Source organism: Brevundimonas sp. UBA7506 (genome assembly GCF_002479495.1).
Taxonomy (GTDB): Bacteria; Pseudomonadota; Alphaproteobacteria; order Caulobacterales; family Caulobacteraceae; genus Brevundimonas.
This window is the reverse complement of the sequence record NZ_DLNQ01000010.1, coordinates 205,458-226,709: the sequence shown is the minus strand read 5'-3', so window position 1 is coordinate 226,709 and position 21,252 is coordinate 205,458. Positions and strand designations below refer to the sequence as shown.

Annotated in this window: 21 protein-coding genes; 4 read left to right on the top strand and 17 right to left on the bottom strand. The window is 67.6% G+C overall.

Annotated elements, in window-relative coordinates; all coding sequences use genetic code 11:
* Nucleotides 1-28 precede the first annotated feature (28 nt).
* Both purS and purC read right to left on the bottom strand, forming a co-directional pair.
* The gene (gene purS / locus B3K53_RS10025) at nt 29-268 is read right to left on the bottom strand and encodes a phosphoribosylformylglycinamidine synthase subunit PurS (protein ID WP_105563084.1); all 240 of its coding nucleotides are present in this window, start codon (nt 266-268) and stop codon (nt 29-31) included.
* Nucleotides 268-1,026: a phosphoribosylaminoimidazolesuccinocarboxamide synthase gene (purC, locus tag B3K53_RS10020; protein ID WP_138140995.1), complete on the bottom strand. Its 759-nt coding sequence runs from the start codon at nt 1,024-1,026 to the stop codon at nt 268-270. Before purC ends, purS begins: the two co-directional genes overlap by 1 nt.
* Before the next feature lie 262 nt (nt 1,027-1,288).
* On the opposite strand from purC, the gene B3K53_RS10015 reads away from it, so the two are divergent.
* Complete coding sequence (locus B3K53_RS10015) at nt 1,289-1,612, top strand: DUF1476 domain-containing protein (protein WP_292084091.1); 324 nt, start codon at nt 1,289-1,291, stop codon at nt 1,610-1,612.
* A 73-nt stretch (nt 1,613-1,685) separates the two neighbouring features.
* On the opposite strand, the gene B3K53_RS10010 is transcribed toward B3K53_RS10015, so the two are convergent.
* The 10 genes from B3K53_RS10010 to B3K53_RS09965 form a co-directional block, all read right to left on the bottom strand.
* A complete protein-coding gene (locus B3K53_RS10010) occupies nt 1,686-2,318 on the bottom strand; it encodes a fasciclin domain-containing protein (RefSeq protein ID WP_292084090.1) in 633 nt (210 codons plus the stop codon).
* Between the two features lie 124 nt (nt 2,319-2,442).
* A complete protein-coding gene (gene purU / locus B3K53_RS10005; protein WP_292084089.1) occupies nt 2,443-3,282 on the bottom strand; it encodes a formyltetrahydrofolate deformylase in 840 nt (279 codons plus the stop codon).
* Between the two features lie 12 nt (nt 3,283-3,294).
* Nucleotides 3,295-3,810: a DNA-deoxyinosine glycosylase gene (locus B3K53_RS10000; protein WP_292084088.1), complete on the bottom strand. Its 516-nt coding sequence runs from the start codon at nt 3,808-3,810 to the stop codon at nt 3,295-3,297.
* Nucleotides 3,797-4,531 carry a 2OG-Fe(II) oxygenase family protein gene (locus B3K53_RS09995; RefSeq protein WP_292084087.1) on the bottom strand — a complete coding sequence of 245 codons (735 nt, stop codon included), beginning with the start codon at nt 4,529-4,531 and terminating at the stop codon, nt 3,797-3,799. The genes B3K53_RS10000 and B3K53_RS09995 overlap by 14 nt, the downstream gene beginning before the upstream one ends.
* The gene (gene purB, locus B3K53_RS09990; protein ID WP_292084086.1) at nt 4,531-5,832 is read right to left on the bottom strand and encodes an adenylosuccinate lyase; all 1,302 of its coding nucleotides are present in this window, start codon (nt 5,830-5,832) and stop codon (nt 4,531-4,533) included. Before purB ends, B3K53_RS09995 begins: the two co-directional genes overlap by 1 nt.
* A gap of 183 nt (nt 5,833-6,015) precedes the next feature.
* Nucleotides 6,016-8,085, bottom strand: a complete 2,070-nt coding sequence (gene glyS, locus B3K53_RS09985) for a glycine--tRNA ligase subunit beta (protein ID WP_292084084.1) — start codon at nt 8,083-8,085, stop codon at nt 6,016-6,018.
* 153 nt (nt 8,086-8,238) lie between these two features.
* Entirely contained in the window at nt 8,239-9,126 is an 888-nt protein-coding gene (locus B3K53_RS09980) for a glycine--tRNA ligase subunit alpha (protein WP_404619234.1), read from the bottom strand.
* A gap of 61 nt (nt 9,127-9,187) precedes the next feature.
* Entirely contained in the window at nt 9,188-10,060 is an 873-nt protein-coding gene (locus B3K53_RS09975) for a 4-(cytidine 5'-diphospho)-2-C-methyl-D-erythritol kinase (RefSeq protein ID WP_292084083.1), read from the bottom strand.
* 4 nt (nt 10,061-10,064) lie between these two features.
* The gene (locus B3K53_RS09970; RefSeq protein WP_292084082.1) at nt 10,065-11,927 is read right to left on the bottom strand and encodes a tetratricopeptide repeat protein; all 1,863 of its coding nucleotides are present in this window, start codon (nt 11,925-11,927) and stop codon (nt 10,065-10,067) included.
* A gap of 55 nt (nt 11,928-11,982) precedes the next feature.
* A complete protein-coding gene (locus tag B3K53_RS09965) occupies nt 11,983-13,632 on the bottom strand; it encodes an electron transfer flavoprotein-ubiquinone oxidoreductase (RefSeq protein WP_292084266.1) in 1,650 nt (549 codons plus the stop codon).
* A gap of 191 nt (nt 13,633-13,823) precedes the next feature.
* Here B3K53_RS09965 and B3K53_RS09960 point away from each other — a divergent pair, with 191 nt between their 5' ends.
* The gene (locus tag B3K53_RS09960) at nt 13,824-14,636 is read left to right on the top strand and encodes a uracil-DNA glycosylase (protein WP_292084081.1); all 813 of its coding nucleotides are present in this window, start codon (nt 13,824-13,826) and stop codon (nt 14,634-14,636) included.
* 94 nt (nt 14,637-14,730) lie between these two features.
* Entirely contained in the window at nt 14,731-16,437 is a 1,707-nt protein-coding gene (locus tag B3K53_RS09955) for a lytic transglycosylase domain-containing protein (protein WP_292084080.1), read from the top strand.
* A gap of 255 nt (nt 16,438-16,692) precedes the next feature.
* On the opposite strand, the gene B3K53_RS09950 is transcribed toward B3K53_RS09955, so the two are convergent.
* The 5 genes from B3K53_RS09950 to B3K53_RS09930 all read right to left on the bottom strand — a co-directional run bounded on the left by B3K53_RS09950 (nt 16,693) and on the right by B3K53_RS09930 (nt 19,768).
* Complete coding sequence (locus B3K53_RS09950; protein WP_292084079.1) at nt 16,693-17,349, bottom strand: glutathione S-transferase family protein; 657 nt, start codon at nt 17,347-17,349, stop codon at nt 16,693-16,695.
* 43 nt (nt 17,350-17,392) lie between these two features.
* Nucleotides 17,393-17,713, bottom strand: coding sequence for a DMT family transporter (locus tag B3K53_RS09945; protein ID WP_292084078.1), 321 nt, complete (start codon nt 17,711-17,713; stop codon nt 17,393-17,395).
* Nucleotides 17,714-17,860: 147 nt separating this feature from the next.
* Entirely contained in the window at nt 17,861-18,778 is a 918-nt protein-coding gene (locus B3K53_RS09940) for an alpha/beta hydrolase (protein ID WP_292084077.1), read from the bottom strand.
* 28 nt (nt 18,779-18,806) lie between these two features.
* Nucleotides 18,807-19,481, bottom strand: a complete 675-nt coding sequence (locus B3K53_RS09935; RefSeq protein ID WP_292084076.1) for an SdpI family protein — start codon at nt 19,479-19,481, stop codon at nt 18,807-18,809.
* Nucleotides 19,481-19,768 (bottom strand): metalloregulator ArsR/SmtB family transcription factor, encoded by a 288-nt coding sequence (locus B3K53_RS09930; RefSeq protein WP_292084075.1) that lies wholly within the window; start codon nt 19,766-19,768, stop codon nt 19,481-19,483. Before B3K53_RS09930 ends, B3K53_RS09935 begins: the two co-directional genes overlap by 1 nt.
* A 119-nt stretch (nt 19,769-19,887) precedes the next feature.
* On the opposite strand from B3K53_RS09930, the gene B3K53_RS09925 reads away from it, so the two are divergent.
* Entirely contained in the window at nt 19,888-20,646 is a 759-nt protein-coding gene (locus B3K53_RS09925) for a 3-oxoacyl-ACP reductase (RefSeq protein WP_292084074.1), read from the top strand.
* Nucleotides 20,647-21,252: the final 606 nt, after the last annotated feature.

Genomic DNA, 21,252 nt, shown 5'->3' with positions numbered 1-21,252 from the left:
GGCCTTGATCGTCAAACCTTATTCGCCCTCAGGCGACTTCGATCCGGTAGCTTTCGATGACCGTGTTGGCCAGCAGGGTGTCGCACATGCGTTTCACCTCGGCTTCCTTGTCGGAAACGCTGTCGTCGAGATCGAACTCGATCATCTTGCCGACGCGGGCGTTGGCGACGCCGGCCCAGCCCAGACCCTGCAGTGCGCCTTCAACGGCCTTGCCCTGAACGTCCAGGACGCCGGGCTTCAGGAAGACGTGAACTTTCACCTTGGCCATTAGTGCAGTCCTCCTTGGATCACGGTCGGCATGTCCTTCATGATGCCGAGGCGGCGGGCCACCTCGGTGTAGCTTTCGATCACGTCGCCCATGTCGCGACGGAAGCGGTCCTTGTCCAGTTTCTCGCCGGTGGTCGAGTCCCACAGACGGCAGCTGTCCGGGCTGATCTCGTCGGCCAGGATGACGCGGGCGAAGTCGTTTTCCCACACGCGGCCGAACTCGATCTTGAAGTCGACCAGGGTGATGCCGACCGCGCCGAACATGCCGCACAGGTAGTCGTTGACGCGGACCGTCATCGCCAGGATGTCGTCGAGTTCCTGGGTCGTGGCCCAGTTGAAGGCGGTGATGTGCTCTTCGGTCACCATCGGGTCGTTCAGCTCATCCTTCTTGTAGTAGAATTCGATGATCGAACGGGGCAGGGGCGTGCCCTCTTCCTGACCCAGGCGCGTGGCCAGCGAACCGGCGACGACGTTGCGGCAGACGACTTCCAGCGGAATGATCTCGACTTCGCGGATCAGCTGCTCGCGCAGGTTCAGGCGCTTGATGAAGTGGTTGGTCACGCCGATCGAGTTCAGGCGCGACATGATGAATTCGCTGATGCGGTTGTTGATGACGCCCTTGCCTTCCAGGGTCGCCTTCTTCTGCGCGTTGAAGGCGGTCGCGTCGTCCTTGAAATACTGGATCAGCGTGCCCGGCTCTGGACCCTCGTACAGGATCTTGGCCTTGCCCTCATAGAGCTTCTTGCGCTTGGTGTTCATCACTCGGGTCCCGGACGGGGAGGAAACGGACGGCCTCAAAACGAAAAGCGCGCGGCCCTGCGATTGTGGGCGGCGCGATCCTGAATCGACGGCGGCTATATAAGACCGCACGCCCTTTAGCCGAACGGGGCCTGTGACACAAATATCCTCCTGTAACCCAGCGTCAGTACCGCGACCGCGAGTCCGGTTGCGTTCGCGCGCGAGGGGGCTATAGACGGCGTTGCGGACCCTAATTCCGTCCGCCACTGGAGTGACTACGCGCATGACGACCTTCGACGATCGGGAAAAGGGCTACGAGTCCAAATACGCCCTCGATCAGGAACAAGAGTTCAAGGCCATCGCGCGTCGTAACAAGATGCTGGGCCTGTGGGCGGCCGAGAAGATGGAGCTGTCGGCCGACAGCGCCGAGCAATACGCCGCCGCCGTGGTTCGCGCCGACTTCGAGCAGCCGGGCGAGGAAGACGTCTTCCGCAAGATCGCCGGCGACTTCAAGGCTTCGGGCCTGACGGTGTCCGAGGGCGAATTGCGCTCCAAGATGGACGAACTGGCCTCGATCGCCCGCGAACAGATTCGCGCCGGCGAGTAAGCTCAGCTCCCCCCGACCGAAATCAGAAGGGCCGCTGCCGGCGACGGCAGCGGCCCTTCTTCATTCAAGGTCGTTACTTCGGCATCAGCACCGTGTCGATGACGTGGACCACGCCGTTCGACTGGCCGACGTCGGCCTGGGTGATGGTCGAGGTTCCGCCCTTGGCGTCGGTGATGGTCCACTTGCCGCCGCCGGCGTCCTTGACGGTCAGCTTCTCGCCCTGGACCGTGGTCAGGGTGGCGGTTCCGCCGCCCTTCTGGGCCTCGGCGGCGATGTCGGCGGCGGTCAGTCGACCGGGCACGACGTGATAGGTCAGGATCTTGGTCAGGGCGGCCTTTTGGGCCGGTTGCATCAGGCCTTCACGCGTGGCCGCCGGGATCTTTTCAAAAGCGGCGTTGTCCGGGGCGAAAACGGTGAAGGGCCCGGCCCCTTGCAGGGTCGTGGCCAGTCCGGCGGCCTGCACCGCGGCGACCAGGGTGGTCAGGTTCGGCGCCTTGGAGGCGTTGGCGACGATGTTGTCGGCGGGGTTCATGGCCACGCCGCCGACCATGGGCTCGGTCGCCATGGGGGTCATGGCGGCGGGCTCGGCGGGCATGGCGTCGGCCGGGGCCTTCTCGACCTTGGTGTCGTTGTTGCCGCAGGCGGCCAGCGCCAGCAGAGCGGCGACGGATACGGTGGCGAGGGTGGCGGTTCGGGTGATTTTCATGGCGTCTCTCCATCGACGTCCGCTCGGTTTGGGGCGCGGCGTCGGGGAGAACTACGGTCGAGGGCCGCAAAAGGATGCGGCCTTCTTCAAATTATCCGGCGCGACCTGTGATCGCCACGCGCCCTCAGTCGGCGAAAACGATCGTCTTTCCGTCGTGCATCAGGACACGGTCGTGCAGGTGATGGGAGACGGCGCGGGCCAGAACGCGGCGCTCAATGTCGCGGCCCTTGCGGATCAGATCGGCGGGGGCGTCGCGGTGGCTGATGCGCTCCACGTCCTGCTCGATGATGGGGCCTTCGTCGAGGTCGGCGGTGACATAGTGGGCCGTGGCGCCGATCACCTTCACGCCGCGCGCATGGGCCTGATGATAGGGCTTGGCCCCCTTGAACCCCGGCAGAAAGGAATGGTGGATGTTGATGCAGCGCCCCGCCAGCCGCCCGGCCAGGTCGTCTGACAGGACCTGCATGTAGCGCGCCAGCACCACCAGTTCGGTCCCGGTTTCTTCGATCAGGGCCAGCAGGCGCGCCTCCTGCGCCGCCTTGTCGCCGCTCATCGGCAGGTGGTGGAAGGGCAGGTCGCCCAGATCGACGTGGCCGATCATGTCGCGCGGATGGTTGGAGACCACGGCCGTCACCTGCATCGGCAGTTCGTCGATGCGCCAGCGATACAGCAGGTCGGCCAGGCAGTGATCGAACCGCGAGGTCAGGATCATCACCTTGCGCGGCTCGGGCCCGCGCAGGGTCCAGTCCATCTCGAACCGCTGGGCCAACGGCGCGAAGCCGTCTCGAAGAGCGGCCTCGGCGTCTCCTTCGGCCGGCTCGAACACCACCCGCATGAAGAAGTAGCCGCTCAGGGCGTCGCCGAACTGCTGGGCGTCCGAGATGTTGGCGTCCCGCTCCAGCAGGAAGGCGGAGACGGCCGCCACGATGCCGTGGCGGTCGGGGCAGGACAGGGTCAGGATCATCGGGCGGTCGACTTAATCGGGAAGGAAGTCGCCCAGTATGGCCCAGCTTTCCGCCTTTGCCGACAAGGATATTGCGTGCGCCGGACTGGACGACGGCAGATCGATCAGGGTGACGCCGTGCAGATCGCCCAGGATGCGCCGGCCCAGCTTCGCCGCCAGCCCGCCGTTGAAGGCGACGGCCTTCAGCTTCGGCAAGGCTGCGACGAGCGCCGGAAGGTCGGCATGGAGGGGCAGCCGAATGGCGGCGTCGAGGCTGCCGATCCTCTCCGCCTCGGCGACCGTGTCCCAAAGACCGACGCCGCGCGCCAGAAGCGTGATCAGCCGCTCCTCGTAGGCTTGCTGATGCAGGTCAGGCTGATCGAGCAGGCCTCCCATCAGTCGCCAGAAGGCGTTCCTGGGATGGGCGTAATATTGGCCCGCCGCCAGCGAGGCTTCACCGGGCAGGCTGCCCAGGATCAAGATCCGGGTGTCGGCGTTCGCGACGGGATCGAAGGCCCGCTTTCGTTCGCGATCGTCAGCCGCCTGCATTTCTCAGCCAGCCGACGACGGACAGGCGCGGGGCCTGGGCATAGACCGCGACCGGGGCGACCGAGTGATACCGCGGCACCGAGAACAGGGTCAGGGTGTTCCAGCGCGGCGCATATCCGCGGGTCACGTCCCCGGCGTCGTCGTGGAACAGCAACTGCCCGCCCCAGTCCGGCCGCCAGCGCCGTGTCAGGCCCAGGGTGTAGGCGATCAAACGGTCGCTCTTTTCCGAGCCGATGTCGTTGTGCAGGCCGATGAAGTCGCCGGGGCGATACTGCGTCAGCTGGCCGTCCGCCTTGACGATGTCGGTTCGCCCGCTGATCGCGGCCCCCAGACGCACGAACTCGTCATTCAGGAACTCGGTCAGGCGGTGGATCGGGTGGCCGGGATCCCGGCCCGCGAGATAGGCCGAGATGAGGGGGTAGGCGAGGTAGAGGAAGCCATAGCCTTCGCCGGCGCGCGCCGTCATGGCGTGCAGCCGGCGGCGGACGTCCGCTTCGTCGCCCGACCGAATCTGCTTCAGGTCCACAACCGCCGGGCGGCCGTCCTCACCCTGAAAGGCGAGGTCCCAGTCGATGCGCGTCTCCGCCAGATTGGTCAGGTACTCAGCGACATCCGGTTCGAAGATGTCGCTGATCTGGACCAGCCCGTCCCGCCGAAAGGTCTCCGCCGCCTGGCGAAGGTCTATCGCGGGGTTGATGCGAAGGCGCGGCTCGCTGCTCATCAGCCCTCGCCGAACACCCGCTTGAAGACCACATCGACGTTCTTGGTGTGGTAGCCGAGGTCGAACAGGCCCTCGAGCTGGTCGTGGGGCAGGGTGACGCGGGTGTCGGCCTTGAGGAAGTCGATGAAGCGGCCTTCGCCGCGCCAGACCTTCATGGCGTTCTCCTGAACCGCCGCATAGGCGTCCTCGCGCGAGACGCCTTCCTGGGTCAGGGCCAGCATGACCCGTTGCGAGAAGACCAGGCCGCCCAGGCGGTCGAGGTTCTTCTGCATGTTCTCGGGATAGATGTTCAGACGCTCGATCACGCCCGCCAGACGGTGCAGGGCGAAGTCCAGGTGGATGGTGGCGTCCGGGCCGATGCCGCGCTCGACCGAGGAGTGGCTGATGTCCCGCTCGTGCCACAGGGCGACGTTCTCCATCGCCGGGGTGACGGCCGAGCGGACCAGACGGGCCAGACCGGTCAGGTTCTCGGTCAGGATCGGGTTGCGCTTGTGCGGCATGGCCGACGAGCCCTTCTGACCCTTGTCGAAGAACTCCTCGGCTTCGAGGACTTCCGTGCGCTGCAGGTGGCGGATCTCGACGGCCAGACGCTCGACCGAGGAGGCGACGACGCCCAGGGCGGCGAAGTAGGCGGCGTGACGGTCGCGCGGGATGACCTGGGTCGAGACGGGCTCGACGGCCAGGCCCATCTGGTCGGCGACGTATTGTTCAACGGCCGGATCGACATTGGCGAAGGTGCCGACGGCGCCCGAGATGGCGCAGGTGGCGATCTCCTCGCGCGCCGTGATCAGGCGGCGTTTCGCCCGCTGGAACTCGGCGTGATAGCCGGCCAGCTTCAGGCCGAAGGTCACCGGCTCGGCGTGGATGCCGTGCGAACGGCCCACGGTCGGGGTGTATTTGTGTTCCTTGGCGCGGACTTCCAGCGCGGCCAGAACCCGGTCGACGCCGCTCAGCAGCAGGTCGGTCGAGCGGGCCAGTTGCACCGCAAAGCAGGTGTCCAGCACGTCCGAGGAGGTCATGCCCTGGTGCAGGAAGCGGGCTTCCTCGCCGACGATTTCCGACACATGGGTCAGGAAGGCGATGACGTCGTGCTTGGTGGTGCGCTCGATCTCGTCGATGCGGTCGGCGTCGAAGGTCGCGTCCTTGCCCTTGGCCCAGATGGCCTCGGCCGATTCCTTCGGGATCACGCCCAGTTCCGCCATCTTGGTGGCGGCGTGGGCCTCGATCTCGAACCAGATCTTGTACTTGGTCTCTTGCGACCAGATGGCGACGGCTTCGGGGCGGGTATAGCGCGTGATCATGGACGCGTCGTGTCGGTCCAGAGGGGCGGGGAGTCAAGGTTTGCGACGCGCGTCATCGCTTAAAGATCGCGCTTACCCCGCCGGGACGGTCCCGAAGCGGGCGGATGAAGGGGCTGCAGGCATCAAAAAGGGCTGCAGGACGTCGTGTCCCGCAGCCCTTCGTGAACAGTGGAACCGGGCGCCTTAGCCCGCGATCTGGCCGAAGTCGGCGACCCGGCCCATGACGTCGCGCACCTGGCCCAGCAGCTTCAGGCGGTTGTCCCGCTCCTCGGCCACGTCGGAGTTGACCATGACGGCGGTGAAGAAGGCGTCGACCGGGCCGCGCAGGGCGGCGAGCGCCGTCATGGCGGCGGCGAAGTCTTCGGTCTCCAGGGCGGCGTCCACGGCGGTCGCGGCGGCGGCGGCGGCGAAGGCCAGGGCGGCTTCTTCCGCCGGCTGGTCAGCCAGGCCGGTGGCGACCGCGCCCTGCGGCAGCTGGCCTTTCTTCTCCTCGGCCTTGAGGATGTTGGACGCCCGCTTGTAGCCGGCCAGCAGGTTGGCTCCGTCGTCCGTGGCGAGGAAGGCGGCCAGCGCCTCCACCCGACGCACGATCCGCACCAGATCGTCGTCGCCCAGAGCGAAGACGGCCGCCACGAGGTCGTGGCGTTGGCCCTGATCGCGCAGCAGGACGGTCAGGCGGTCGGCGAAGAAGGCGCTGAGTTCAGTTTCGACCGCGAGCTTATCGACAGCACGCTGAACATTGCCCTTCTCCAAGGCCGCCATGGCCGCCGAGAAGGCGTCGCCGCGAAGGCCGATGCGGGCGTCATTTTCCAGCACCAACCGGATCACGCCCAGCGCCGCGCGGCGCAGGGCGTAGGGGTCGCGGGAGCCGGTGGGCTTTTCGTCGATGGCGAAGAAGCCGACCAGGGTGTCCAGTTTCTCGGCGATGGCGACGGCGACCGTGACCGGGGCGGTCGGGACGCTGTCGCCCGGCCCTTGCGGCTTGTAGTGGTCGCGCACGGCGTCAGCGACGGCGTCGGGGTAGCCGGCCAGACGGGCGTAGTAGCCGCCCATGATCCCCTGCAGTTCCGGGAACTCGCTGACCATGCCGCTGGCCAGATCAGCCTTGGACAGGCGCGCGGCCTGTTCGGCCTGATCCGCGTCGGCGCCGACCAGGGGGGCGATCTCGCGCGCCAGAGCGGCGATGCGGTCAACGCGTTCCGACAGCGTGCCCAGCTTGGCGTGGAAGGTCACGCCCTTCAGCTTGTCGTTCCAGGCGTCGAAGCCGACCTTCTGGTCCTCGTCCCAGAAGAAGCGGGCGTCGTTCAGGCGGGCCGACAGGACGCGGCTGTTGCCGGCGGCCAGAGCCTTGCCGCCGTCCGTCGCCTCGACGTTGGCGACGACGAGGAAGTTGGGGGCGAGACCGTCTTTCGACGGGTCGCGCACGGCGAAGTACTTCTGGTGCACCTTCATCGACAGGCGGACCACTTCGGGCGGCAGGGACAGGAACTGCGGGTCCATGTCGCCCAGGATCGGCGTCGGCCATTCGGCCAGACCGGCCACCTCGTCCAGCAGGCCGTCGTCATCGACCAGGGCCAGACCGCGCGCGGCGCAGGCGGCCTTGGCGGCTTCAAGGATGCGCAGCTTGCGGTCGGCCACGTCCAGCAGGACGAAGTCCTTTTCCAGTTTGGCGCGGTAGTCGGCGAAGTCCTTGACCGCGAACGGCTTGCCCGAGCCAAGGAAGCGATGGCCCTCGGTCACGTCGCCCGATGGGATGCCGTCGATCTCGAACGGGACCACCGCCCCATCGAACAGGGCGATGATGCGCTTGATCGGGCGCACCCAGCGCAGGCTTCCCGCGCCCCAGCGCATCGACTTGGGCCAGGGGAAGCTACGGACGATATGATCCACCGCCTCGGCGAAGACCTCGGTCGTCTGACGGCCCTTGCTGCTGATTTCGGCGAACCAGACGCCGTCGCGCTCGACCAGTTGGTCCTGGGTCAGGCCGGTCTTGCGCAGGAAGCCTTCCAGCGCCTGAGCGGGGGCCGAGGTCTTGGGTCCCTTGACCTCTTCGTTGCGGTCGGGCGTGGCGGCGGGCAGGCCGTCGATCACCAGGGTCAGGCGGCGCGGACCGGCGAAAACGTTCAGCGCCTCCCAGGTCAGACCGGCGGCCTTCAGACGCTCGGAGACCATGCGTTCCAGGTCGCGCGCGGCGCCCTGCTGCATGCGGGCGGGGATTTCTTCCGAGAAGATTTCGAGGAGAAGCTGGGGCATTCGATTAAATTCCGTCATCCTCGGACAAGTCGCGGAGCGACGCCGATCCGGGGACCCAGACGGCGGAGTTCAAAGCGGAAAGGGCCGTGCGGAGCGCCGGCGCCTGGGTTCCGGGTTCGGCTGCGCCGCCCCGGAATGACGGCAGGGAGAGGCTCACGACGTCGCCTTCTCATGCTCGACTTGAGCGAGAGCGCAGGCTTTGCACAGGTCGCGGATGCGGCCGATGTAGCTCTGGCGTTCGGCGACGGCGATGGCGCCGCGGGCGTCCATCAGGTTGAACAGGTGCGAAGCCTTCAGCACCTGATCATAGGCGGGCAGGACCAGCGGCTGGCCCTGCGGTCCCTTCAGCGTCAGGAAGTGGGCGGCCTCGCGCTCCATGTCCTCGAAGCGGCGCTTCAGAGCGGCGACGTCATAGCCGTGGAAGTTGGCTTCGGACTGCTGGCGCTCGTTCTCGAGGAAGACCTCGCCGTAGGTCAGGCCTTCCTTGTTGAACTTCAGATCATAGACGTTGTCGACGCCCTGAACATACATGGCCAGACGCTCCAACCCGTAGGTCAGCTCGCCCGAGACCACGTCGACCTCGATGCCGCCGACGCCCTGGAAATAGGTGAACTGGGTTACCTCCATGCCGTCGCACCAGACCTCCCAGCCCAGGCCCCAGGCGCCGACGGTGGGGTTTTCCCAGTCGTCCTCGACGAAGCGGATGTCGTGCAGCTTGGGGTCGATGCCGATGGCGGCCAGCGAGCCGAGATACAGTTCCTGAAGGTTGTCCGGGTTCGGCTTCAGGATGACCTGATACTGATAATAGTGCTGCAGCCGGTTGGGGTTCTCGCCATAGCGGCCGTCGCCGGGGCGGCGCGAGGGCTGGACATAGGCGGCCTTCCACGGCTTGGGGCCGAGCGCGCGCAGGACGGTCGCAGGGTGGAGCGTGCCGGCGCCGACCTCGATGTCATAGGGCTGCAGAATGGCGCAGCCCTGGTCGCCCCAGTATTTGTGCAGGGTCAGGATCAGGTCCTGGAAGGATAGGGGTTCGGTCGTCACGACGGCTCGTTTTCGCAGCGCAAAATTTGAGCGCGGACCCTAGGGCGCGCGAGCCGGAAACTCAACCGGACGCGGGATTTCCCAACAGGCAGGATCGCACCCACCAGCCGGGGCGTTGCAGCGCAGCCGCCGCCGCCTTCGCCGCCGCCGCCTCATCGAACAGGCCGAAAACCGTCGCGCCCGAGCCGGACATCCGCGTCAAGCGGCAGCGGGGCGCGGCGCGCATGGCGCTCAAAGCCTCGGCTATGCCGGGGGTCACGCGCAGGGCAGGGGCTTCCAGATCGTTGCGCTGGCCCTTCAGCCAGTCGGTCACGGCGGCGGGCGACCAGTCGCTCGGAGCGTCCGGGCAGTCGGCGCCGCCAGCGGGCGCATCGTCATAGGCGCGGTAGACCGCCCCGGTCGGGGACGGCAGGCCGGGGTTCAGCAGGACCGCGTGCAGCAGCGGCAGGCGCGGCTCATCGTTCAGATCATCGCCTCGGCCCGTCGCCCAGGCCGGACGGGCGCGCAGGCACATGGGGCCGTCCGCCCCGACCACGCCCGCGACGGCCTCCAGCGCCGCTTCGTCCAGATTCAGGTTCAGAAGCCGCGCCGCCAGCCGGATGGCGGTCCCCGCGTCGGCCGAGCCGCCGCCCAGACCCGCTGCAATGGGCAACTTCTTTTCCAGGCTTACAGCCACCGTCGGCGCGCCGATCCCGGCGGCCTCGCCCAGCGCGCGCAAGCCACGCAGAATCAGGTTGTCGCCTTCGCCCGCCAACGCCGCGCCGAACGGGCCGGTCACGCTCAGGGACAGGGCCTCGGCCCGCGCGACCGTCACCACGTCGCCAACATCGGCGAAGGCCACCAGACTGGCCAGGGGGTGATAGCCGTCAGCCGCCACCGGCCCGACGTGCAGGAACAGATTGATCTTGGCCGGAGCCAGGCCGCTGAGGATCACGCCGTCAGCTCTCGGCGCCCAGGCCCGCGCCCTTGTCGCCGGTGGGATCCTGACCCAGCTTGTCGCGCAGCTTGGCCTCGACCTCGGCCTTGCGCTCGGCGTCGACCTCCAGGGTCAGCACCCGGTTCCACTGAAAGCCTGCCTCGCGCTGGCGGCCCACGGCCCAGTAGGCGTCGCCCAGGTGGTCGTTGATCTCGGCATTGGCGGGCTCCTTGGCCACGGCCTGTTCCAGGGTCTCGACCGCGACCTCGAACTGCCCCCGGCGATATTGGGCCCAGCCGAGCGAGTCCTGGATGTTGCCGTCCGACGGATCGGCGGCGAAGGCGCGGGCGATCATTTCGGCCCCTTGCTCCACCCGGGTTCCGCCATCGACCCACAGGTAGCCGAGGTAGTTCAGCACGGTCGGGTTGTTGGGCTGCTTCTGCAAGGCGGCCCACAGCTCGGCCTCAGCCTCCGGCTTGCGGTTCAGCGCCTCATAGGCGGCGCCCCGCAGGAAGTTGACCTCGAAACCCTGCTGCGCCGTGTTCAGAAGAGGGCCGTTCAGCACTGTCAGGGCTTCTTCAAACCGCTTCATCTGGACCAGTTGGCCCGCCAGCAGGTAGGCGACCGCGGCATCCGCCGGGCGGGCGGCGACGGCGCGATTCAACTCCGCCAGCGCCGCCTCGGACTGACCGTCCTTTTCAAAGCTGAGCGCGCTCTGCACCCGCGCGGCGGCGAAAATTTCAGGATCACGCTCACTGACCTGGGCAAGGGCGACGCGCGCTGCGGGCTCCAGTTCGGCCTGTTGCAGGGTCTGACCGATCATGAAGCGCGTCGGGTCGTCGGGCGACAGGTTCAGGGCCAGGCGCAGATAGACGGCGCCGAACTCCAGGGCGCGCTGGGCGATGGCCTGATCCGCCGCCGTCTTCAGCGCCAGGGCGGCGCCCTGACGATAGGTCAGCAGGGCCGGCGCTCGGCCCCTGGCCGTCACGCGGGCATGGGCCTGACGCGTGGCCCGGTCGCTGGCCCCGCCGGCGATGGCGGCGTCGTACTGAGCCAGGGCCCCGTCGCGCTTGCCGCGCCGCTCCAGGAACTCGCCATAGGGCAGACGGAACAGGGACGAAGCGACGGCGTGGCTGGTCAGGTCGCGCCATTCGGCGTCGGCCTCATCGTAGCGACGACGGATCTCCAGCAGCCGGGCCCGGTTGCCGCGCGCCACCAGGATGCTGACCGGATCCCAGCTCGTCGGCGGCGCGGCCAGGGCCCGGTCCCAGTCGCCTGCGGCGGCGGCGATCCAGGCCTGGACATAGAATCCGGCGCGATCATGCGGCGAACCGATAGGCGCGGCCTTGAAGAGGGCGTCGGCGCGGCGAACATCGCCTGCCACGAAGGCCTGAACGCCCGAGACCAGTCGTCCGGCCTCGACGATGACGGGGGAAACCCCTTCGCCGTTGGGTGAGATCCGCCCCGCCACATCGAGGTCGCCGGCGAGCAGGGCGGCGGTGAAGGCCTGTTCGCGCACGCGCGGCTGTTCGGGGGTCAGGGCCTCGACCCGGGCCAGGTAGTCAGCGCCGGCCGCGCTCTCGCCGCTGACCAGGGCGTTGCGACCGGCCAGATAGAGGCCATAGGCGCTGTGCTGTTCCGCATCTGTGGGAACCGGCGCCCAGACCGCCGGAATCGGGACGATCTCGGGCGCGGCGGGCGCCTGGTCGGCGGGCGCCGGGGCGTCGGGCGTCTCGGCGGGCTCGGCGTCAGGCTGCGGCTGGGCGGGCGCGTCCTGAGCGGGCGGCGTCTGCGGGGCGTCCTGAGCCAGAGACGGCGCGGCCAGACCCAGCGCGATCAGCGAGGCGGCGGCGAACAGGGCGGAGCGGCGGAAGGCAAAGCGCATGGGCGGACCCTTCACGCTTTCCCTTCCGCCCGCAAGAGGCTGAAACCTTGGGACCTTACATGTTCGGGTAGTTGGGGCCGCCGCCGCCTTCGGGCGTGGTCCAGACGATGTTCTGCGACGGGTCCTTGATGTCACAGGTTTTGCAGTGAACGCAGTTCTGGGCGTTGATCTGGAAGCGCGGGTTCTGGCCCTGCTCGTCGGTCAGCACCTCATAGACGCCCGCCGGGCAGTAGAGCCGCGCCGGTTCGCCGTACTTGGGCAGGTTGACGGTGATCGGCACGGACGGGTCCAGCAGCTTGAGGTGGGCCGGCTGGTCCTCGGCGTGGTTGGTGTTCGAGATGAAGACGCTGGACAGCTTGTCGAACGACAGCTTGCCGTCCGGCTTGGGATAGGTGATCGGCTTGAAGTCCTTGGCCAGACCGGTCGAGGCCGCGTCCGTCTTGGTGTGCCTCATCGTGCCGAAGAAGGAGAAGCCGCCCGTCAGGTGGTTGACCCACATGTCGAACATGCTGACCGCCCCGCCCATCATGGTGCCCAGCTTGGACAGCATGGGCTTGGCGTTACGGACGACCTCCAGCTCCTTGTAGACCCACGACGCCTTGTAGGCCTCTTCATAGGCCTCCAGCACATCGCCCTCGCGGCCCGCGATCACGGCCTCATAGGCGGCGTCGGCGGCCATCATGCCGGTCTTCATGGCGTTGTGGCTGCCCTTGATGCGCGGCACGTTCACGAAGCCCGCCGAGCAGCCGATCAGGGCGCCGCCGGGGAAGGCCAGCTTGGGCACCGACTGGAAGCCGCCCTCGGTGATGGCGCGAGCGCCGTAGGAGATGCGCGTGCCGCCCTCCAGATGCTCGGCGATGGCCGGGTGGTGCTTGAACTGCTGGAACTCGTCGAAGGGCGACAGATAGGGGTTCTGATAGTTCAGGTGCACCACGAAGCCGACCGACACGTAGCGGTCGCCGAAGTGATAGAGGAAGGACCCGCCGCCCGTCTTGTCGTCCAGCGGCCAGCCGGTCGTGTGCTGGACCAGACCCGGCTGGTGCTTCTCGGCCGGGATCTGCCACAGCTCCTTCAGACCGATGCCGAACTTCTGCGGGTCCGAGTTCGCCGTCAGGTCGTGGCGGGCCATGATGGTCTTGGCCAGCGAGCCGCGCACGCCCTCGGCGATGAAGACATATTTGCCGTGCAGTTCCAGACCGGGCTGGAAGTCGCCGGTCGGCTTGCCCTCGCGGTCAATGCCGAAGACGCCGGCGACGACGCCCTTCACCCGGCCCGACGGCTCATCCCAGACGACGTGACTGGCGGCCATGCCGGGATAGACCTCGACGCCCAGGGCCTCGGCCTGTTCGCCCAGCCAGCGCGCCACATTGCCCAGCGAAGCGATGTAGCAGCCGTGATTGTGCATGAAGGGCGGCATGGCGAACATCGGTAGCGAGGCCTGGCCCTGCGGACCGAGCACCAGGAACTTGTCCTTGGTCACCGGGGTCTCCAGCGGCGCGCCGCGCTCCTTCCAGTCGGGGAAGAGCTCGTTCAGGGCCTTGGGATCGATCACGGCGCCCGACAGGATATGGCCGCCGATCTCGGCGGATTTCTCCAGAACGGCGACGGAAATCTCTTTCCCGTCCTTTTCGGCGCGCTGCTTCAGGCGGATGGCGGCGGACAGGCCGGCGGGGCCGCCGCCGACGATGACGACATCATATTCCATGACCTCGCGCTCGACGCCTTCAAGCGCCTCGGCAGGCGGCAGCTTGTCGATGACGGCTTCCTGCCAGGCGTCAGTCGCGCCGCCTTCGATCGCTTGCTCAGCCATCTTCCCCTGAATCCTCGTTATCGTCGTGGTTATCTGCCTTATCATGAGGTGACGCAGCGGCGGTCAAGGCCTATCCCTGTCGAGGAATGACGCTCCAGCCCCTTGAGACCGCCGCAACCGAAGCCCTGCTCGCCTTCTGGCGCGATGCGGGGGTGGACGCCTGCTACCTGATCGAGCCGGTCGACCGCACGGTCTTCGTCGCCCCGCCCGCGCCGCAGGTGATGCAGAAGGCCGCCGCCACGGTCACGGCGCTGCATGGGGGAATGTCAGGAGCCGACGCCTTGGCCGAGGCCCGCCGTGTCGCCGCCGCCGCCATGACGATGGAGGCGCTGGCCGACGCGGTCGCCGACTTCCAGGGTTGCCCCCTGCGGGCCATGGGCGCCAAGCAGGCCGTGTTCGCACGCGGCAATCCCAAGGGCTCGATCCTGCTGATCGGCGAGGCGCCCGGCGAAACCGAGGACCTGCGCGGCGAACCCTTCGTCGGACAGGCCGGACAACTGCTGGACCGGATGCTGGCGGCGGCGGGTCTGGCCGATCAGGTCCTCATGACCAACACCGTCTTCTGGAAGCCGCCCGGCAACCGCCCGCCCTCGCCGCAGGAGCAGGCCGCCTGCGCCCCCTTCGTAGAGCGCGCCTTCGCCCTGATGCAGCCCAAGGCGGTGCTGCTGGTCGGGGCGGCGGCGGCGAAATCAGTGCTGAACACCGAGGAAGGCCTGATGAAACTTCGCGGCCAGTGGCGCGAGTGGCGGCTGGACGACGGGGCGGCTGCGGCCCCCGCCATGACCACCCTGCACCCCGCCTTCTTGCTGCGTCAGCCCCAGGCCAAGCGGGTCGCCTGGGCTGACGTCCTGTCGCTGGCGGCGCGTCTGGATACGGCCCAGGTTGAGCCGAACGCCTGACTAGGGCATGGTTGGCGGCTGACGACCAGTCCACAGAGCGCTGACAATCCCGACGTCGAGAAGGGAGCCGCGCCGACGAAGGGGGCCGCCGCGTATGTACCTTTTCCGCCGCGCGGTCCTCGCGCCCCTGTTCGCTGCTGCACTCTGCGCTACGGTTGCGCCCGCCGCCCTGGCGGCAACCGGGACGGCTGAAAGCGGCGCCGATGACGGCGGAACGGTCTATGTCGCGAACGACTCTGACAGAACTCCCACGGCCCTGAGCAGTTCCGATCGACTCAGCTACACCACCGCCTTCGATGCCCTGAGACGCGGCGATCTGGAGCTGGCCCGCGCCTCGGCCCGTCAGGCCCAGGACCGCATCCTGCTGGGGCAGGTCGAGTTCGAGCGCCTGTTCCACCCCACCCACGTCGCTACCTATGACGAACTGGCGGCCTGGCTGGAGACCTATTCCGACCTGCCGATGGCCCAGCGGGTCTATACCCTGGCCATGCGCCGCATCCCCGACGGCGCCCCCGAACCGAAGCGTCCCGGCAATCTGCTGGAGCGCACCTGGGCCAGCGTCACCGGTTCCGGCGACGGCGGCGTCACCGATCCGGCCAAGGCCGCGCGCGTGGCCCTGAACAACGACGATCTGGCGGGGGCCTATCGCACCGGCGCCGAGATCGGCGACTGGTGGAGCGCAGGGCTCGCCGCCTGGCGGATGAACGAGTTTTCCGACGCCTTCCGCGCCTTCGAGCGCGTGGCCCAGGACCCGACCGAGGATCCCTGGGTCCGCGCCGGCGCCGCCTTCTGGACCGCCCGCGCCGCCGGTCGTTCAGGCCGTCAGGATCGGGTGGTGGAGAACCTGCGCCTGGCCGCGCGCTGGCCCGCCACCTTCTACGGCCAGGTCGCCCTGCGCCAGTTGGGCGAAGAACCCGTTATCGAGAACCTGGGGCCGCGCGCCTATGAGGCGACGTTACAGCGCGCCAGCTTCACGCCCGAACCAACCGGGGTCGATGCGCGCGAACTGAACGCCTTCATCCGCTCGGACGAAACCGCCCGGCGCACCGTGGCTCTTTATGAAGTCGGTCGGCGCAATGACGCCGAGGAAGCCGCCCGCACCGGCATGCGCTCGGCGAGCGACGATGGCGCACGGCGCCTGTGGGCAGGCCTCTATCGCACCGTGGCCCCGAACCGGGCCGCCCAGGCTGACGCGGCCCGCATCGACGCCACCCGCTATCCGATGCCCGACCTCCAGCCCGAGGGCGGCTTCACCATAGAGAAGGCGCTGGTCTATGCGATCGCGCGCAAGGAAACCGACTTCAACGCCAACGCCCGCTCGGGCGCCGGCGCCTATGGCATGATGCAGGTCATGCCCGCGACCGCCGCCTATATGACCGGGGATCAGGGCTATGTCCGCAGCCCCGAACGGCTGTATGTCCCGGCGACTAATCTGAAGCTGGGTCAGGACTATGTGAACCGCCTGTTCCAGATCGAGTCCTTCCAGGGCGATATTCTGAAAGCCGTCGCTTCCTACAACGCCGGTCCTGGGCCGATGCTGGCGGCGATCCGCAAGCTGGGGCCAGACGCTGATCCCCTGCTGCTGATCGAGACCATCGACGTGCCACAGGCCCGCGAATACGTGGAGAAGGTCGTGGCGGCCTACTGGATCTATCAGCGGATGCTGGGCGCGCCGTTGAACACCCTGGACGCCGTGGCGTCAGGCGCCAAGGCCGTGCCGATCCGTCTGGACTATGTGGCTCCGCCGCCGGTCGCGCCCATGCAGGTGGCCGAGGCCGCCCCGGTCGCCGGAACGCGCTAGAGAGCCAAATCGGTTCTGGCCGACGCGGTCAATCAGAGCCCAGATCTTTTGCGCCAGTTTAATGCTCCGTCAGACCACGCTGGACAGCAGCATGGCCCAGACGAAGGCGAAGGCCAGAGCCGCCAGGAAGTAACCTCGGGCGACCTTGGCCCAATTGGTGTTGCGACTGATCGTCCGCATCGCCTGTCCCCCACGGCCCGACGCCGTGAGAGCAGAATGTAACATGACTCGTTAATCGCCGGTTTGCGGCTAGGCTTAAGCCGCGTTAGCCAGGGCGTCCTCGCCCCAGGCGACGAAATCCGGCTGAGCCAGCAGGGCGTCGACATAGGCGCGCGCCACGCCGTCCAGGTCGCCGTGCGCGGCGAGGTCGATCTGGAAATGACGGAAGCGCGCCGCCACCGGGGTGAAGAAGGCGTCGGCGATCGACCATTCGCCATAGAGATAGGGACCGCCTGCGCCGAAGCGGGCGCGCGCCTCGCGGAAGATCTGCACCAGACGGCGGATATCGGCGGCCACCGCCTCGCTCGTCGGAGCCGGGCTGCGGTCAGGGCCGACCATGGAGTGATCCGGGGCCATGCCGCATTCGGTGCGCAGCGCCATGAACCCCGAATGCATTTCACAGACCACCGACCGCGCCTGCCAGCGCGCATGGGCGTCGGCGGGCCACAGCCCGGCCTCGGGATAGCGCTCGGCGCACCAGACCGAGATGGCGAGGCTGTCCCATACGGTCTCGCCGTCGACCTTGAGCACCGGCACCCGCCCGGCGGGCGAATGAAGCGCGATCTGTTCGGCGGTGTCGGGCTGGTTCAAGCGGATGACCGTCTCGGTGAAGTCCGCGCCGCAGCGCTTGAGCACCAGCCAGGGCCGCAACGACCAGGTGGAATAGAGCTTGTCGCCGATCACCAGTTCCATGGCCGTCGCTCCCTCGAGGCTATCGTCTATCAATGGCTGCCCATCAATGGCTGGACGAGAGCTTCAGCACAACCAGGCCCGAGACGATCAGCACCACCCCGCCGATCCGCATCGGCGTCAGGGCCTCGCCCAGCACCATGACGCCGACGATGAAGGCCCCGACCGCGCCGATGCCGGTCCAGATGGCGTAGGCCGTGCCCAGCGGCAGTGTCTTCATCGCCATCGACAACAGGCCGAAGCTGACGATCATGAAGGCGATGGTGCCGATGGTGGGCCAGGGTCTGCTGAACCCGTCCGACGCCTTCATGAGGAAGGCCCAGACGACCTCGAGGACGCCGGCGAGAAGAAGGAAAATCCAGGCCATGACGCTACTCCCTTGCATGGCGAGCCGGGTCGTCCCGGCAGTCATGCCCAAAGAAGGGAGAGGTCGTCCTCTGAGGCTCCTATCTGGGACAAGGCGGGCCGAAGTCAAGGGCGAGCCCGCCTGGCGCGCCAGGAGAAGGGGGGCGGCCTACTTCAGGATGAAGTCCGCCACCGTCTCGACCACGCCGGGGGCCAGCGGCAGGGCCGGGTCCATGTAGGTGGCGATATTGGCGGTGCGCTCGGCTGGCGCGACCTTCAGCACATGGTTCACGCCGTCCCAGATCGTCAGCACGGCGCGCGGCTGGGCGGCCTTGATCGCCTCGGCGTCGGCGACGCTGACCTGAAGGTCGGTCGCCCCCTGACCGACGAAGATCGGGCCGTCGTATGCGGCGGCCAGCCTGGCAGGATCCAGCGCCAGCCATGAGATCATGTAGGGCTGGACCGAGGGGCGGAATACGGCGGCCAGTTCGGCGGGCGGGTCGGCGACCGTGCGTCCGGCTTCCAGCTCGGACAGGGCGTCATAGGCCTGGGTCTTCAGCGGCTCGGGCAGGGCGGCCAGCTGTTCACGCAGCACGGTGGCGGCCGGCCTACCGGCGCCGGATAGCAGCACCAGGCCGCAGATCTTGTCGTTATGGTCGGCGACGGCGGCCAGGGCGACCAGCGCGCCCTCGCTATGGCCGATCAGCCAGGCGCAGGGCTGGCCCGTCTTCGCCGCCGCTTCGGCCGCCCAGGCGCGGGCGTCGTCGACGTATGTGTTGAAACGCAGGTCCGCTTCCGAGGTCGCGGCCGCCGCGCTGCCGGCGATGCCGCGCTTGTCGATGCGCAGGGTGGCGACGCTCCGCTCGGCCAGGCCCTCGGCCAGCAGACGATAGGTCGAGGCGCGGATGCCGAATTGACCGCTGTTTCCGTCCCGGTCGGTGGGGCCGGAGCCGGGCAGGATGACGGCGGCGGCGCGCGTCTGGGCTTCTGGCGTCAACAGGGTTCCGTGCAGGGCGGCGGGGGTCGAGGCCAGTTCGACCGGAGTCGCAACCGGCGAGAGCAGCAGGGCGGCGGCGAGGGTCAGCATGCTTGTCTCCGTCTTGTGGGGTGAGAAGTCAGAAAGGCTGGCGCTCAGGGTCGGCGCGCCAGACGCGCCAGCTTTCGAACACGGACCAGAGGGCGGCGATCAGGACGCCGACGATCAGGGCGATCATTCCGGCGGGTTGGATGACGAAGGGACTGGCGATCAGGCCGATCGCGCCCAGCCAGAACATCAGCCGACCGGCCAGCCGGTTGGAACGGTCCCAGGCCAGTCGTGACTTGTAGGCCCAGGGCGTCTTGACCCCGATGAAGGGATTGGGGCTGACCCGGTCAAGGATCGCGCCTGTGGCTAGCAGGATGAAGGCGGTAAAGGCCATGGCGACGCCCGGAGGGCTCACCCCGGTCGCGGCGGCGGGGCCGAGGCTGGCCCAGGCGACGAAGACAGCGACCGCCCCCATGATGAGGATCGACAGCCATTGCCCGCGTTGGAGCCCCTTGCGGCGGACCGGGTCGGCGACGGAGGCGGCCTGACGACCAGTCATCCAGGCGACCAGCAAATTCAGCAAGGCCAGTCCCGCCAGAACAGCCGCGAGCTCGTAGCGGCTGCCGTAACGATTGGCCTGCCCGGCGGCGTCGAAATGCACCGGGATCGGGGTTTCGGGGCCATAGACCGCGATCCATGCCGACCCGGTCAGGATCAGGAGCGAGACGATGGCGGCGACTGTGTCGGCCAGGGTGAGGTTTTTCATCACGGTTCTTGCTCCTCCTCGTCCGTTTTGCCCGTTCCGCTCAGATCCATCAGGAAGGCCAGGGCCTCCTCGACGGCCGAGATCTCCAGCCGATAGCGGATCGACTGGCCTTCGCGCTCGGTGCTGACCAGTTCGGCCTCCTTGAGCGCGTTCAGATGCCCGGTGACCGTCGGCCAGCTCATGTCGAAGGCGGCGGCGATCTCGCCCGAGGACAACGGTCCCACCCGCAGCATGGCGATGATGCGACGGCGCACAGGATGGGACAGGGCTTTGAACAGACTGTTCATAGGGAAAAGACTAATTAGGAATATTGCTAAATGCAACCCGCGTTCGCTGAGGTGCGGCTGGCCTTCGGCGGGCGCCCGGCCTATGGCTGAGGTCGTTTCTCTTGCTGCGAGTCGTTCTCATGGAAATCCGCGATCAGATCGTTCTCATCACCGGCGGGGCGCGCGGCGTGGGCGCGGCGGCGGCGCGGGCCTTTGTGGGCCAGGGCGCACGGGTGGTGATCAACTGGCGCGCCAGCGGCGAACAGGCGCAGGCTCTGGCGACCGAACTGGGCGAGCGGGCTGTCGCCATCCAGGCCGATGTGACCGACCGCGCGGCGGTCAAGGCCATGGTCGCTCAGGCCGAGGCCCATTTCGGCGGGCCGATCAGCACCGTGATCAACAACGCCCTGGACTACAGCTTCAACGGCGACGCGCGGGCGCAGATGGCGGACATTGCGTGGGAAGACATGGCCAGCCAGTTCTCCACCGTGATCCGTGGCGCGCTGAACGTCATCCAGGCCACGGCGCCGGGCATGAGCGCGCAGAAGTTCGGCCGGGTGGTCAACATCGGCACCAACCTGTTCCAGAATCCGGTCGTGCCCTACCACGACTACACCGCCGCCAAGGCGGCTCTGCTCAGCCTGACGCGGACGGCGGCGGGGGACCTCGGCCCGTCGGGAATCACGGTCAACATGGTCTCGGGCGGTCTGTTGCGGACCACGGACGCCAGCGCGGCGACGCCGGACGCGGTGTTCGACCTGATCGCGGGCATGACGCCGCTGCGCTCGGTGACCACGCCGCAGGAGTTCGCCGATGCGGTCCTCTTCTTCGCATCGCCGTGGAGCCGGGCCGTGACGGGTCAGAACCTGGTGGTCGACGGCGGTCTGGTCCGCGACTAGGCGACTTGGCCGCACGTCGGTCGCGTTTTGGGCCGGTTCGCCCTATAGGAGCGGCCAACGCCCGAACGCCTGCGCTCTCTGAGGTCATGACGCCACATCCGCCGCACAGACTGTCCGTCGCCCCGATGATGGACCGGACAGAAAGCCTATTTTTTTCAAACGGTTAAAGGTATGGCGTGTGCGAAATTTGCACACGGAGTTCTACTTTTATTTTCTTTTCGTTCTCGCTAGCAGGCACGAGTTTCCACGTCAGAACCGTCGGCAGTTAGAAGGTCGCGCACTCCATCCGCGAGAAGTTGCAATGGCTTTCGCCTGCCCTCGCTACTTGTCACGCTCGCCCTGCCACGAAAAAGGTCACTACAGTGCGTAGCGTCTTGGTCGCTGCCGAACCCGGGCATCTTCAGCCTGTTGAGATAGGAGTTCGAATCCATAGGGGCGCACCGCCGCCGTTCCTACGAAAGGTCGCGATGGTGTTCGCCTCAAGCGCCGGTCTCATGCCCCTAAGCGGACCTTCCGCAAGTCTGGGAGAGGTGGAAAGCGGACGTCTCGCATGCAAATCTGGAGCCATGTGGACAACTCAACGTACACCAGAAGAAGTGGCTCGGT

Coding starts and splice junctions, on each gene's coding strand:
- purS (WP_105563084.1), bottom strand. CDS start 268: ATGGCCAAGGTGAAAGTTCACGTCTTCCTGAAGCCCGGCGTCCTGGAC.
- purC (WP_138140995.1), bottom strand. CDS start 1,026: ATGAACACCAAGCGCAAGAAGCTCTATGAGGGCAAGGCCAAGATCCTG.
- B3K53_RS10015 (WP_292084091.1), top strand. CDS start 1,289: ATGACGACCTTCGACGATCGGGAAAAGGGCTACGAGTCCAAATACGCC.
- B3K53_RS10010 (WP_292084090.1), bottom strand. CDS start 2,318: ATGAAAATCACCCGAACCGCCACCCTCGCCACCGTATCCGTCGCCGCT.
- purU (WP_292084089.1), bottom strand. CDS start 3,282: ATGATCCTGACCCTGTCCTGCCCCGACCGCCACGGCATCGTGGCGGCC.
- B3K53_RS10000 (WP_292084088.1), bottom strand. CDS start 3,810: ATGCAGGCGGCTGACGATCGCGAACGAAAGCGGGCCTTCGATCCCGTC.
- B3K53_RS09995 (WP_292084087.1), bottom strand. CDS start 4,531: ATGAGCAGCGAGCCGCGCCTTCGCATCAACCCCGCGATAGACCTTCGC.
- purB (WP_292084086.1), bottom strand. CDS start 5,832: ATGATCACGCGCTATACCCGCCCCGAAGCCGTCGCCATCTGGTCGCAA.
- glyS (WP_292084084.1), bottom strand. CDS start 8,085: ATGCCCCAGCTTCTCCTCGAAATCTTCTCGGAAGAAATCCCCGCCCGC.
- B3K53_RS09970 (WP_292084082.1), bottom strand. CDS start 11,927: ATGCGCTTTGCCTTCCGCCGCTCCGCCCTGTTCGCCGCCGCCTCGCTG.
- B3K53_RS09965 (WP_292084266.1), bottom strand. CDS start 13,632: ATGGAATATGATGTCGTCATCGTCGGCGGCGGCCCCGCCGGCCTGTCC.
- B3K53_RS09960 (WP_292084081.1), top strand. CDS start 13,824: ATGACGCTCCAGCCCCTTGAGACCGCCGCAACCGAAGCCCTGCTCGCC.
- B3K53_RS09955 (WP_292084080.1), top strand. CDS start 14,731: ATGTACCTTTTCCGCCGCGCGGTCCTCGCGCCCCTGTTCGCTGCTGCA.
- B3K53_RS09950 (WP_292084079.1), bottom strand. CDS start 17,349: ATGGAACTGGTGATCGGCGACAAGCTCTATTCCACCTGGTCGTTGCGG.
- B3K53_RS09945 (WP_292084078.1), bottom strand. CDS start 17,713: ATGGCCTGGATTTTCCTTCTTCTCGCCGGCGTCCTCGAGGTCGTCTGG.
- B3K53_RS09940 (WP_292084077.1), bottom strand. CDS start 18,778: ATGCTGACCCTCGCCGCCGCCCTGCTGCTCTCGCCGGTTGCGACTCCG.
- B3K53_RS09935 (WP_292084076.1), bottom strand. CDS start 19,481: ATGAAAAACCTCACCCTGGCCGACACAGTCGCCGCCATCGTCTCGCTC.
- B3K53_RS09930 (WP_292084075.1), bottom strand. CDS start 19,768: ATGAACAGTCTGTTCAAAGCCCTGTCCCATCCTGTGCGCCGTCGCATC.
- B3K53_RS09925 (WP_292084074.1), top strand. CDS start 19,888: ATGGAAATCCGCGATCAGATCGTTCTCATCACCGGCGGGGCGCGCGGC.